Origin of the sequence: Hwangdonia lutea (assembly GCF_032814565.1) — a bacterium.
GTDB lineage: Bacteria > Bacteroidota > Bacteroidia > Flavobacteriales > Flavobacteriaceae > Hwangdonia > Hwangdonia lutea.
In genome coordinates, this window is the sequence record NZ_CP136521.1 from 2,656,643 (window position 1) to 2,671,965 (window position 15,323).

Here is a 15,323-nt window from a genome sequence, read left to right on the forward strand (position 1 = left end):
AAAATCCTGAAGGTTAGTTCAGGACTTATGGTATAGTAACGTTAAAAAATTAAAAGCAGATTGAGGAATAGCAATTCAATCAACCCGCTATTTTATCAAGACTTTTTTGGACAGTTTTCCGTATTCGGTTTCTATCTTTAAAATATAGGTGCCTGCTTTTATTTGCGATGCTTTGTACTTTAAATAATCGTCATGTGTATTTATATCAAATTTAAAAAGCGATTGCCCAAGAATATTTATCATTTCAACCGATTCGATAAGTTGTGTATTAGGGTTGTGCACAACAACTTGGTCTTCTTCATTTGAATAATAAACCTCAATAGACTTTTTATTGGTTTCGTCTGTGCTTAGTGATTGCGACGATTTTGAAAACCTTATCTCAAAACGGTTTAAATATTCACCTACGGCTAGGTGTACATTGTAATCCTTTTTCTTTAAATCCTGATATACGTTTAATTCTTTGTCGTGTAAATACACTTTTTTGGAATTGGGAATGTTTTCTAATCCATCAATTTTAATCGTAGTCAAACCTTCTTGGGCAATTTTGATACCTAAGGGAAGGATTTGATTGTTATCAAAATTATCCACCGCTTGAATAACGAAGTTTTTATTTGAAAATACCCAAAACAAATCTTCAACATTATCTTCAATTAAAGGAGCGTCGTAGCCTATGTCAATACCGTCTGTGGCATTTTCATCAACCCCAACCAGCAGTTGGCGGTGGTATCCTTTGGGCGAGTCTAACATCAGTCTGATTTTCTGTCTATTGTCCAAATCCGTTTCAGCGGTACTCGATTTTCCTTTTGATTTTGTGCCTTTTACGAACAATGAAGGGTCTGAGGCTTCGGTTTTAAAAATGCGTTGGCTGTTTTTAAAAGTAACGGTTCCGCCCGCATCGGCAGTTACAAAAAATCCTTGGCTCACCGGTATGTATCTTTGGGGTACTTTAGTGCCTTCTTGTCCAGAGGCATTAATTCTTGCATCTGTTGAAGTTGCTTTAATACCACCTATTAAGGTATAGGTTGCATAACCACCTTGATACTCGCGCAACACGTGGGTGTTACCGGCAAAATGATCCCAGAAATAAAGCGTGCCGTCAATAATATTATTAGATGCTCTTCCGGCTCCATCGCTAATGTTATCGAGTATAAACTCGTTGGCATCAATGGCTGAGGCATACGGATTGCCGATTAAATAATCGTTTCCGGAAGATAAGGTTAGGGTAATATCGCCATTGTGTGGTTTTCCGTTAAAAACATAATTTTGTTCTTCGGTAAAAGACGATGCGCTGTTGTCGACCCCTTTCATGGTGTAGCCTTCTCCGGCCAATATGGTTCCGGTGTTTTTAACATGTTGCCACGAAGCGTAATCGTCTGAGAGTTTATTGGCATATTTCCAAATCCAAGTGGATGCAATACCAATTGGTGTTATACCGGGGTTTCCAGGAGAACCGTCATAGCCAGAAATAAAATTAACAGGAAGTGGTGCGTTTGCCACGGAGCCATCATTGAGTACATCTGATACCGTGTAACTGTTATTGTTACTTGTAGTGTTGCTTATACCAACGGGCGAGGACCAATAATTATAGGTATAAAAATCCTTGGTGCCTTGTTGGTCGCGTTCTAAGGTTCCAGTACTTGCAACCTCTAATGCGCTATCTTCACTTTGAATGAGTTGCGATTCGCCCTGCAAATCCAATTTGCCATTTATTTTTAGGTACCAACTATTGTTTAATAGCTTATCATTATTTATGGTAAGTGTAGCTCCAGAATCTATTAACAAGCCCAAGGTGTTGTGGTTATTTGAAGTATTTACGTTGTTTTTTATGGATACGATAGACCAATCTTTGTTTGTGACTTCATTTTCTATATCCCATACATTACCGTGAAGCCAAGTGTTTTCAATAGACCAATCTCCATCATTGGACGTTGTATAGGGCATTGGTGCGGTTTGCTCTTGCACCGTAGTTATATAGTTTATGTATAATAAATTATTATAGCTGGAATAATCAGATGTGGTGCCCATTTGAATATTGGTCATGGGGTAATAGGCCAATAAATTGTTCCAGGGTATGATGCTGCACCCCGATATATCTCCAATATGTTTTGGGATTGTACTTCCGGTAACATTTCCAGCGTTATTTACAATTTCTTGATAAACCATTTGCTGAATTTGTTCAGCGTTAAGTGCCGTGTTAAAGACACGAACTTCATCAATATCTCCTTTAAAGTATTCTTTATTACTTACTTCGCTTGAAAGTCTACCGACTTCAAAATTTCCGTTTGAATTTTCTGAAACCTCAATTGGGGCACCTGAATTGCCAACGTTATTCGAGCTCACTAAAACACCATCTACATATAAAGCCACTGCACCGGTTGCACTTGTGTAGGTACCCGTTACATGGTGCCATTCATCATAATTAATACTAGCACAACTACAGCCTAAAACAGACTCAGAATTACCTGCTGTTTTTACTGTTAACATAGGTTTATTGCCATTTTGAAGCCACAGCTTAAACCCGGTGTCTTCTCCAACAATAGTCATATCGGTTGAGTTGCCCGCATCTGTTTTTACCCATGCCATAACCGTAACATCGTTTAATCCGTCTATAAAGCCTGTTCTCGATAGGTAATCATCAACACCATCAAAATCTATAGACGCATAAATAGGTAGATTAATATCAAATAAATCTCTATAATCTAAATCGCCGCCTAATGTTAAATCGGAGTCCGAGTCTGGTAAAATGGATAAATCCGTGGGGTCTTCAATATCTTCATTCACGTCCCAAGCAACATCCATCACACCATTTGTTTCAAAGGCATTATTTAGTCCATCGTTATCAACATCGGCAGCCGTAGAGGTATCTGCCATTCCGTTTTCTTGAATATCTAAATATCCGTCATTATCAGAATCTGTGTCCAAAAAATCTGGAATTTTATCCCCATCGGTATCAACAACAACTAATCCGGTACCGTAATTAATATCGATTCCATTGGTTGATATGCTTCCGGTAGGCACTAAATATCCTATGGTTGGTTGAGCTTCAACATTATCTGGAATACCATCGGCATCACTGTCAATATCCAAATGATTGTATCTGCCGTCGCCATCGTCATCTTCACCCGTAACGATAATGAGTGAATTGGCATTAAAATCCAAGAATTCACATTGTGTAAACGACATACCAAACTGCCTTGTTCTTGATCCAGTACTTGTTTTTAAAGCCTGCATTCTCATGGTAAAGGAATTACCAATAAATTGATAATAGGCACGCAACACTTTTAAATTTGAAAATCCGGGACCCTCTTGAAGGCCAGAGGCACTTATTTGAATGTTGTTGGAACCAAGATCTAAAATTTCTAGATTTGAAGGGTTCTCAACGCCGTATGCTGCAGGGTTTTGGTATACCACCGATTCTTTTAGGCTTCCGCTACCATCACAATCCCATGTAATACCATTGACTCTAAAAATTTGAGTTGAAGGCGAAGTGGTTCCGGCATCTACAATAGTAAACTTAAAGGTTGCACCGGGTGTACCCACACCCGAAAAAGTGAGTTCGGTTTGTAGGTATGTGGGATTATCGACCAAGTCGTTATCGATATTGGCAATGCTGGTATTGTCCAATTCCGTGACTTCCATTAAAACATCATACCCTTGAATAGCATTTCCAAATCTATAAATAGCACCAACCGTACCGGCGGATCCCGAACTTGCCGAGGCGTCATAGGTACCATTAATAAAATCCAATGCGGGTAGTGTACACTCAAACCTGTTTTTGCCCAGGTTTTCAATGGCATCGGTAATGCCATCAGCATCATCGTCGTAATCTAAATAATCAGCAATACCATCGCCATCTGTATCAGTTAAGGCGTTACATACGGCATCGCCACCAGATACGTTAAAATATATGGTATCTCCTGAGGCACTTGCGCTGCTGCCATTATTGTTTAAAACCTCGATTCCGGCCACCTCTACAGAAACAAAGCTTCCGCCAGACCAACCATTATTGGCTATATCGTATAATTTTATATAGTAATTATTGCCGTTGGTTACGCAACCTAAATCGTATCTGCCGCCGTAGGCTTGAAGAGGTCCTGTTTGTGTCGCGGAATAACATTGCGAATCATCGCAGATAGTTAGGAGTAAATCATTTGTGGTATTGTATACCTCAACTTTGTTTTCGTAAGAATTGCTGGGCCATTTTATTTTTATTTTAACTCCTGAATTTTGAGCAAAAGAAAGTGTAACAGCAAACAGAAGGCCAATAGCCACAAGTAGTTTTGTTTTCATTTTTTTAGATTTTGGGGTAAATCGAAATTAATTGGTTTTCAATATGTTGAAATTTTAAACGTATTAAAATTTTTTTCGATAAAAACCATAAAACACTTGTTGAACATATCAATTTGTTTGGTTAATATGAGTTAAAAGTAGGTAGAAAATCAAATAATAAAAGGACTAATTGTCAATTAAATACATGATTTTTTTCTTAAACCAGATGGTTCTTTTTGATGTGAGTTTTAAACCGTTTGCTAACAAAAAAGCCCTGAATAATAATTCAGGACTTTAACAAAACATAGTTAGGAAAAAAAATAGATTTGGGATCTACACTTCAACTATTTTATCAATATTTTTTTAGAAATTACGCCCTGGTCTGTTTTCATTTTTACAATGTAAACGCCCGTTCTAATACTTTTTGTTTTATGTGCTATATAGTTTTCTTGGGATTTACTGTTAAAACTGTAAATAGACTGCCCTAAGATATTGTAAACAGTTACCGACTCTATATATTTTAAATCGGGGTTGTGTATAATAAAGCTTTCTTTTTCGTTCGAAAAATAAACGTCGAGGTTCGCGTTTTCAAAATCGTCTGTCCCTAAGGCTTTCGAGGTATCATCTTTAAAGGTGATTTGAAAGCGATTAGAATATTCTCCCCGAGTTAAATAAACTTGATAATGACCATCTTTTAAATTGTGATAAATGTTTAAATCTTTATCGTGTAAATAGATGTTGGTTTCTGTTTTTATGTTTTCTAAAACATCAATTCTTATGGTTGCCAATCCATCTTTATGGGTTGTAATGCCTAATGGAAGCTCTTGGTCCTCATTAAAATTATTAACCGCCTGAATAATAAGTTTTGCATTGTTAAACTGCCAATACATATCCTCTTTGTTGCTTTCGTTAAGCAGTGCATCATAGCCTAAATCAAAATTATTCGATGCATTATCATCCACGCCAACAAGGAGTTGACGGTGGTATCCATCGGGAGACTCAAACATCAATCTTATTTTTTGTCGCGTGTCGTTATTTTGGTTTTTGGCAGTAGTCTTGGTTTTAGAACCATTTTTAACAAATAAGGACTGGGCAGCACCTTCTTTCATAAATGCACGTTGACTATTTTTAAACTGAATAGTACCACCTACTACGGGTTGGGTAATTCCGGGGTCGTTTGGTGCGCCAACCAAAGAGGCATCAGCAATAGAAGATACAAAGAACCCTTGTCCAACTGGAATATAGCGTTGTGGCGTCTTGCTTCCTGTTTGTCCGGATGCATTGATTCTTGTATCGTTTGAAATAGCCACAGCGCCACCCATTAAGGTGTAGGTGGCATAACCACCTTCGTATTCGGCTAAGGCATGTGTATTGTTGGCAAAATGATCCCAGAAATATAAGGCGCCGTTAATCACATTGTCTGTGTTACCCACATTTCCGCCATCGGTAGCGCTAATGTTGTCTCTAATAAACTCATCGGCATCCATAGCTGATGGATATGGATTTCCTACTAAATATTCATTGCCAGCACCTATTGTTAGTGTGAAGTCGCCATTGTTTGGTTTTCCTTGCAATATGTAGTTTTGGTCTGGTGTTGCCGTACCTGGGCCTTTCATAGTAAATCCTTCACCAGTATTTAAAGTCCCGGTACTTCTTATATGTTGCCATAGTGAGTATTCATCACCGGTTAAATTGGCATATTTCCAAATCCAATAATCGGCATTTCTAACCGGAGAGGCCGTACCATTGTAACCCGAACTAATAAAGCCTACATTGGTAATGACATCTTGTAAAGTATAGCTGTTGTTGTTTGTTGTAGCATTGCTTACACCTACAGGCGAGCACCAATAGTTGTACAAATAGGTGTTGGAGGTTCCTTGTTGGTCTCTTTCAAGTGTTCCGGAACTGGTAGGGTCTAAATCGCTACCATCGGTTTGGATTAGTTGCGATTCGCCTTCTAAATCTATGCTGCCATCAAGTTTTAAGTAATGGGATACGGTTAAGGCTATGCCATCGTTTGTTGCTGTGTTTCCGTTGACTTGTAAATTGCCACTGTTTATAATTAAACCTTCCACCGTACAGTCTCTAGATCGGGCTCCTGTTGGTGATGCGCCTAAATAAACATCGTTGTTAATTTCAACAATATTCCAATCGATAGGCGTAGTGCCATCAACAATAGAAAGCGCGTTAGGTAATGTTTGTACCGTATTGTTTAGCCATGTTGCATCGGCATCCCATGAACCAGCAGCTTGCGATTCGTAGGGGAATGGTGCTGTTTGATAATCTACGGTATCTAAATTTCTTAGAGCTCCTTGATGATTGTTGCCAGACATATCATTGGTGTTGGTATAGGTATATACAGACATGGGGTAATATCCAGCTAAACTTGCCCAAGGAATAGGAGCAATTTCGTTATTTGTAATGGTTGTTGGTATGATATCGCCTTTAATCAGAGTGGGCGTAGGTACAATAGCAGCATCAATAATTTCTTGATTCATGATATAGCGCAACTGGTTTTGTGTTAGTGCCACATCCCAAATACGAACTTCATCAATATTACCTGCAAAGAAATCTGTGGTGTCTGGATCGTAACCATCTGCTGCAGCAATAATAAATGATTGGGTTGTAGCCACAGGAGCCGGTAGTGATGATGCAGAAGTATCGGCAACACCATCTATATACAATGTGGCCGTACCGCTATTATAAATTACGGCTACCTGGTGCCATTCGTTTTCTGGTATAGCGACGGATGATGTAATAGTTGCTGTGCCGCCATTTAGGGAAAACTCAAATTGGCCGGAACCATTGATTCTAAAATCGTATCCTTCCGTATTAGCAGCATCTCTTTTTGAAACGATGGAAGCGTTTGTTGTTCCAGTGTCTCTTTTAATCCATGCAGAAATGGTAAATTCGGTAGTGTTTAAATCTAAATAATCCTCAACATCTATATAATCAACTAAACCATCAAAATAAACAGAACGCTCAACGATTACCTGAGGCGCATAGCCAAAAGTGATGTATTTTATACCATCAAAATCATAATCTGTTTCTAAATTACCGCTTCCGTCAGGAGTTAGCACTCTATAATCTGCAGTCGGGTCGAAAACGGGTGTATTAGAAATGAACATTAAATAACTCCCTGGCGGGGTAATATTCCTTATTGCGTTTTGAGGTATTCTCACTTTGCAAGAAGGGATATCGCCACCATTTTCTACTACTTTCCAAATGCGCTGCATACCTGTAAAAGTAACAGGCGTACTTAAGCCTCCAATACCAGCACTCATATCAACATTAATTACTGAAGCTGCTAAGTTTAAATCGACACCATTGTTTCCCCAAGTTAAAAACTCTTTATCGTTTGCAAAAGTGCTTGTATTTAAATTGTTAGTGGTATAAATATCGGATAATCCTATAGTTAATATGCCTTCAATAGGCCCATCAATATCAGTGTTATTGTGAATACTGCTGGATTGTTTTTGGTTCAATTCTGATTTATCGTCACGACCAATACCAGCAATGTCATAATTATATCCTGAGTTTGCTGATTGATCCCAAATAACATTACCATCACTATCTACATAATCTTGCGATGTACCGTTTACACCTAATGTGATGCCGTATTTAATAGCTAAGTACGATTGTATTCTGTTGCGTTCTTGGGTTAGGTCAGCATCGTTTTTACGGGATGAATACGTAATGATTTCAGCTACCCTTCCGTCAAGACTGGCTCTCCAGCCTTCACTACGTCCAATCCAAAATTTACCATCGGTTATTGTGCCCCAAGCTGCGGCATCAGAAGTTGTGTTTACTTTGTCTAGGGCATTATAATATAGCTCTTGACCATTTGCAGCAACATTATGTCTTGTGTTAATTATACCTGCATTGGTATAGGTAGTAGCACCAGTTTCTGCAACACCAAACCCTGAGTTTAACCCACTTGATAAGGCACGAGCGTAGCAATAAACTTCTCCGCTAAATCGTTGAGAATAGGCACCAAAACCAATTCCAGTACCATCATTTTGTTGTGATGAGGGATTGGAATCTGAGCAAAAAATATCCATACTACCAAAACTTGAATCAACTGTTACATTAGGAATTACAACCATAAAAATTTCGTTACTGTAAAAACCAGAAGTGCCTTCCAGATATTCTTGAGGTAATTGCGTGTAATCGTAGCTACTATCTGATACCGTAGAAAGGTTGTCAAAGTTTACAACCGGATTGAAGTTGATGTTTTGTGTAGCATTATCATAATATGTTGGCTCTTGACCAACTGTATTTACAGTGGCATCTGAAGCATTCCCTTGATCTGACCACACACTTACGCTCTGGCCATCAGTATAACCTAATCCATCATTACCTTTTAACCATAACTCTAAATCCGCATCAACACCGCCTGGTGCTTGAACAAGAACACCCGTACCTCTAATATTAAAAGTATACGGGTTTTCGCTATCGGTTGAATCGTTATTTGCAATAGAAACCCAAGCATTTTTAATGCCTACGGTTGTTGGGTCGAAAGTTATGGTGAAAGTTGTACTGCTACTTGATGCAATTGGGGTTGATGGCGCAGTTGTTACTGTAAAGTCTGCGGCATCTGCACCACCAATTTGAACTAATGGTGACCCTGTTAAGTTTAGATTAGCAAGCGTACCCAAGTTATAAATAGTAAAGGTGTTGGCATTAGTGCTACCTGCAATGTTTACATTTCCAAAATCGGTATCATTTGTAGTTGTGGGAATATCAGTTAAAGTTGCATCATGTGGAACGCTATTGCCATTGCCCATAATATCTATTTCTTGTAATGTCGTTGTACCTGTACCTTGAATATTAAAAGTATATGGGTTTTCGTCTGCATCATCATTTGCTATACTAACCGTAGCTGTTCTTAAGCCTGAAACCGTAGGGTTAAAGGTAATGGTAAAAGTTGTGTTACCACTAGATGCTACGGATGCAGATGGATTCGCAGTGACCGCAAAATCACCCGGGTTTGCACCACCAATAACTACTAAAGGACTTCCTGTTAAGTTAAGCGTTCCTGTGCCCGTGTTTTGTATGGTAAAAGTGTTTGCATTAGTACCAAAGGAAACATCTACATTTCCAAAATCGGTATCATTTGTAGTTGTGGGAATATCAGTTAAAGTTGCATCATGTGGAACGCTATTGCCATTGCCCATAATATCTATTTCTTGTAATGTCGTTGTACCTGTACCTTGAATATTAAAAGTATATGGGTTTTCGTCTGCATCATCATTTGCTATACTAACCGTAGCTGTTCTTAAGCCTGAAACCGTAGGGTTAAAGGTAATGGTAAAAGTTGTGTTACCACTAGATGCTACGGATGTAGATGGATTCGCAGTGACCGCAAAATCACCCGGGTTTGCACCACCAATAACTACTAAAGGACTTCCTGTTAAGTTAAGCGTTCCTGTGCCCGTGTTTTGTATGGTAAAAGTGTTTGCATTAGTACCAAAGGAAACATCTACATTTCCAAAATCGGTATCATTGGTAGTTGAAGGGGTATTGCTCAATGTAGCATCATGCGGAACGGGATTGGTATTACCTATTATATTTATTTCGGGAATTGATGGGCCAATAATATTTACTGTGTAGTCTTCAACCTCTCCGTAATTAAAACTTTCACAAGATGTTGGAATGCCATTGTACTTCATCGATACCCGCATTCTAGTGTTTCCAGCTAATGCGGTTGCTGGAACAGTAAAAGACCCGGAAACAGGTGTGTTCGTCGTAGCCGATCGAGTCCAGACTTGCTCGCCGCTATCTGTAAAATCATTGTCTTGGTTGTAATCTATCCAAACCGAATAACCTTCCGAATAAATAGTACCTGTCCATGTAGGCGTTATGGTTATTGTATAGCTTGTGCTGGTATTCAGGTTAGTTGAAATAGCAGTGAAATTTGAGTAGCCCATGCTTGTTGTGCCTACGCCAGATGAGTTGTCAATAGCACTTAATTGTACCCTTCCAATATACTCATCGCTAGTGCTATTGCCATTGGAAGAACAGTATTGCGAATATGAAAAACTTGTTGTAAACAAAAACATTATGATAAACGCATGTTTACATTTAGAGAGAATGATCCTTTTCATAAGTAGTTAAATTTTAGCTTGGGACTAAGCAATTTACTGGTCAAACATACATGAAAACTCTATGAAATGCAAAAATAATCGATGAAATGCATAGTTGAATTTTTTAAATAATTGACTATCAGTAATTTGTGTTTTTAGATTTTTGCTAGATTTTTAGGTTTATTTAATTGTTTGACAATCAATGTGATATAAAAAGAGCTAAATTTTAAGATTCAACTCTTTTTCAATTCATCACGTTTATATTAATATTTAATTAATCTTTTCATTAGGCTTGCTCCTGTTTTATTATTAATAACTTTTAATAAGTACGGTGCTTGCTCTAAATTGTTTAAGCTAGAGATATTTATTGTACCGCTAATTCTAGAATACTGTTTATCTACTACCAGCCTCCCATTCAAATCATATATTTTGATTGTAAATTCGCTATTATTATAACTATGCGGTAACTTGATTCTAATATTTCCATTAAAAGGATTTGGTGTTATCAGCACATTGTTCTCATTAAAATCATCATCTATACCTAAAGTGCCATCGGGTGTTCCTGCATTACAATCATCGTCAATCCCATTACCAGGAATTTCGGCAGTTCCAGGGTTTATGGCGGCATTGCCATCATCACAATCGGTGTTGTTATCGCTATATCCGGCAGGCGCGGACGTGGCGCAGAGTTCCGCCGTAGTTGTCGAACCGAAGCCATCGCCATCGGCATCCACGTAATAGGTTACCGGACTGTTTATGGCAGCATTGCCATCGTCGCAATCGGTGTTGTTATCGCTATATCCGGCAGGCGCGGACGTGGCGCAGAGTTCCGCCGTAGTTGTCGAACCGAAGCCATCGCCATCGGCATCGACGTAATAGGTTACCGGACTGTTGATAGCGGCATTGCCATCATCGCAATCGGTGTTGTTATCGCTATATCCGGCAGGCGCGGACGTGGCGCAGATTTCGGCCGTGGTGGTCGATCCGAAGCCATCGCCATCGGCATCGACATAATAAGTTACCGGTGAATTAATCGCGGCATTGCCATCGTCACAATCGGTGTTGTTATCGCTATATCCGGCAGGTGCTGAAGTAGCACACAATTCGGCCGTGGTGGTCGATCCGAAGCCATCGCCATCGGCATCGACATAATAAGTTACCGGTGAATTAATCGCGGCATTGCCATCGTCACAATCGGTGTTGTTATCGCTATACCCGGCAGGTGCCGTTGTAGCACACAGTTCGGCCGTGGTGGTCGATCCAAAACCGTCGCCATCGGCATCCACGTAATAGGTTACCGGACTGTTTATGGCGGCATTGCCATCGTCGCAATCGGTGTTGTTATCGCTATATCCGGCAGGTGCGGACGTGGCACAGAGTTCGGCCGTGGTGGTCGATCCAAAACCATCGCCATCGGCATCCACGTAATAGGTTACCGGACTGTTTATGGCGGCATTGCCATCGTCGCAATCGGTGTTGTTATCGGCATATCCGGCAGGCGCGGACGTGGCACAGAGTTCGGCCGTGGTGGTCGATCCGAAGCCATCGCCGTCGGCATCGACGTAATAGGTAACCGGACTGTTTATAGCCGCATTGCCATCATCACAATCGGTGTTGTTATTGCTATATCCGGCAGGCGCAGACGTGGCGCAGATTTCCGCCGTGGTGGTCGAACCGAAGCCATCGCCATCGGCATCCACGTAATAGGTTACCGGTGAATTAATCGCGGCATTGCCATCGTCGCAATCGGTGTTGTTATCGCTATATCCGCCAGGTGCTGAAGTAGCACACAATTCGGCCGTAGTGGTCGATCCGAAGCCATCGCCATCGGCATCCACGTAATAGGTAACCGGTGCATTGATAGCGGCATTGCCATCATCACAATCGGTGTTGTTATCGGCATATCCGGCAGGCGCGGAGGTGGCGCAGAGTTCCGCCGTGGTGGTCGATCCGAAGCCATCGCCATCGGCATCGACGTAATAGGTTACCGGACTGTTAATGGCAGCGTTGCCATCATCGCAATCGGTGTTGTTATCGGCATATCCGGCAGGTGCGGACGTGGCGCATAGTTCGGCCGTGGTGGTCGATCCGAAGCCATCGCCATCGGCATCCACGTAATAGGTTACCGGTGCATTGATAGCGGCATTGCCATCGTCGCAATCGGTGTTGTTATCGCTATATCCGGCAGGTGCTGAAGTAGCACACAATTCGGCCGTGGTGGTCGATCCGAAGCCATCGCCATCGGCATCGACATAATAAGTTACCGGTGAATTAATCGCGGCATTGCCATCGTCGCAATCGGTGTTGTTATCGCTATATCCGGCAGGCGCGGACGTGGCGCAGATTTCGGCCGTGGTGGTCGATCCGAAGCCATCGCCATCGGCATCTACGTAATAGGTAACCGGTGCATTGATAGCGGCATTGCCATCGTCGCAATCGGTGTTGTTTGCTACATAGCCCACGGGTTGTGAAACTGCGTCTTGAGTTAGAGCAGCATTTCCAAATCCATCGCCATCGGAATCTTGATACCATGTTGTTAAGTTGCTAGTAATATTAATAGTATAATCTTCTACTTCACCATATTGAAATGATTCACAAGAAGTAGGAAGTCCATTATATTTCATTGAGACCCTCATTCTCGTAGACCCTAATGTTGCACTTAATGGAATAGTAAAATTGCCAGAAACTGGAGTGGTTTGCGTTGCACTTTGTGTCCACACTTGTTCTCCACTATCAGTAAAATCTCCATTTGCGTTATAATCTATCCAAACGGAATAGGCTTCATCGTAAAGTGTACCTCCCCATGTTGGTGTAATTGATATTGAAACCGATTCACCCAATACTACATTTGCTATTTGTGCTGTATAATCGGAATATTGATCATTACCTGTGCTATTGTTTATTGTTTTTACTTGTACGTTGCTAATATATTCATCAGTTGCTCCAGCATTGTTCCCTAAAGAAGCGCAATAAGATACAGCCGTAGTAGAAAAATTAGTAGAACTTGTGTATGACGACGTTGAGCTATCACAAACACTTCTTACTTGTACTTCATAATTTGTTGATGAACTCAGCCCTGATAAATCACTTGTTGAGGAAGAAATTCCTAAAACATCAATCCATGTTGGAGCCCCAATTTCTCTATATCTAAGATCGAAAGTAGCACCAGAACCAGAACTCCATGTCATGGTTGCAGAAGTAGAATTTATACTAGAAGCAGCTAAACTTGTTGGTACAGCTGAAGTTGTAGGAACTAATAAAACATCTGGTAATACAACCTTTTGGTCATTAGCAATACTTTGATTTGTTAATGTAAAGGATTGGTAACAATCTGCTTCAAAAAGAATATCGTAAGTCACTGTTGCGTTATTATCACCAGTTGTGTTCGGATCTGTGTCACCACCCCCTTTAATGGGTCTGTAAAAATCGCCATGTGTAGCATCTGAGTATGTGTGAGATCCATAAGCATCATGACCCACAATAGTTACTGTGGCTTCTATAGGGTTGTTTGTATTGGCATCTTTAACCACCCCTGTAAATCCATAAGTACCTTGTGTTAAAAAATCTAATAAAGCATCGCGGTTGTATAGCCAATAGTTTACCAACTGACTTTCTGGTAAAATTTTAGTATCCGATAATTCTACTGTAATCTCTTTACATTGATGATAAAAATTCATGTAATCTTGTCGTCCGCCATAAACACGGTACCATTCAGCACCATGTGTTACGCCAGGGCTAGGATATACATCGCTATCATCATCTGCTGTCATGTATGTTGTGTCGCCTAAAGCATCGCTATCGTTTTGGGCGTGTGTTGCATACTGGATGCCCGTATATTCAAACCAATCTCCGTCAGGGTGGGTATATTGGCTAGTGTATGCATTGTCAAAAGGGTAGTTTACCAATTCTGTTCCGCCATGGAAATTAGCAGATATAACAAAATGATTGGCATCAGCCAAAGCCATAAATGCTAAGGTTTCAACTTGGTAGGCATTGCCATCGGTGTGTGCCCCTTGAACGTTATCTGGATAGTTTCTGTTTAAGTCAACATTGTTGGCATTGCCTCTTCTTGAACCAGTTACCGAAGTGTTTCCCGGGCTGTTGTGGTAGGTTCCGTCAGGGTTTGCACTTGGGTTAATCCAAATTTCGGCATTTTCTACCAAGTTTTTTACTCTAGCATGATCGGCATGTCCCGTATCTGTATAAACGGTTAGTATATAATTTATTAAACTAAGCATCATCGGGTAACCGGCAATCTCGTCTCCATGCATTGATGAAGTGAACATGAGTTTTGGCTCTTGCTCATCGGTACCAACATTATCTGATATTTTTACAAATAATAATTCTTTATCACCTTGAGTGGTTGTTCCAATACTAAACTTATCAACTAAAGTGGGGTAGTCATCTTCAAAATCTTGCATTTGTTGTGCGTACTCTGCATAAGTTGGATAACTAGACACAGGGAAAGTAAGTGTATTAGCTTTACTTTTTCCTGCTAAATTACCTTTTTTGATTTTTGAAGAATTATCATATATAACCGCTTCATCTACTTCATTTTCACTTTTTGGAACTTCAAAAGGAATGTTTTTGGATTCGAATATTCTAAATTGTTTTTCATTAGCCCAAGCTTTAACAGTTTTTGTCTTAGGGTCGTAATGTACAATTGAAAAATCCCTTGAGTGTTTATCAATGTCGTTTTTGCTATCAACTTTAAAAGTAAATGTGACCTCGCCTTTACTAGAAAGATATTTTTCAGCCTTAAGTTTACTAATGTCTTGAGAGAAAGTAATTTGTGCCATCAATGTAAACAGCACAAAAATGAGAGTATTTTTTTTCATTAGATTTGGGGTTAGTTAATGAATTTATGTGGCTAATATAAAATAATAATTTAAAAAACATCTACGAAATGCAAATAAATCGGATGAAATACATATTTTTTGTCGATGAATTTTGTTAAACACCTAATAA

The 15,323-nt window shown here is 40.0% G+C and carries 3 protein-coding genes; all 3 read right to left on the minus strand.

What is annotated here, in order from left to right; translation table 11 throughout:
* Positions 1-87: 87 nt before the first annotated feature.
* Positions 88-4,290 carry a DUF8693 domain-containing protein gene (locus RNZ46_RS11660; protein WP_316982371.1) on the minus strand — a complete coding sequence of 1,401 codons (4,203 nt, stop codon included), beginning with the start codon at positions 4,288-4,290 and terminating at the stop codon, positions 88-90.
* Between the two features lie 323 nt (positions 4,291-4,613).
* Positions 4,614-10,376: a choice-of-anchor D domain-containing protein gene (locus tag RNZ46_RS11665; protein WP_316982372.1), complete on the minus strand. Its 5,763-nt coding sequence runs from the start codon at positions 10,374-10,376 to the stop codon at positions 4,614-4,616.
* 242 nt (positions 10,377-10,618) lie between these two features.
* Entirely contained in the window at positions 10,619-15,193 is a 4,575-nt protein-coding gene (locus RNZ46_RS11670; protein ID WP_316982373.1) for a M14 family zinc carboxypeptidase, read from the minus strand.
* Positions 15,194-15,323 lie beyond the last annotated feature (130 nt).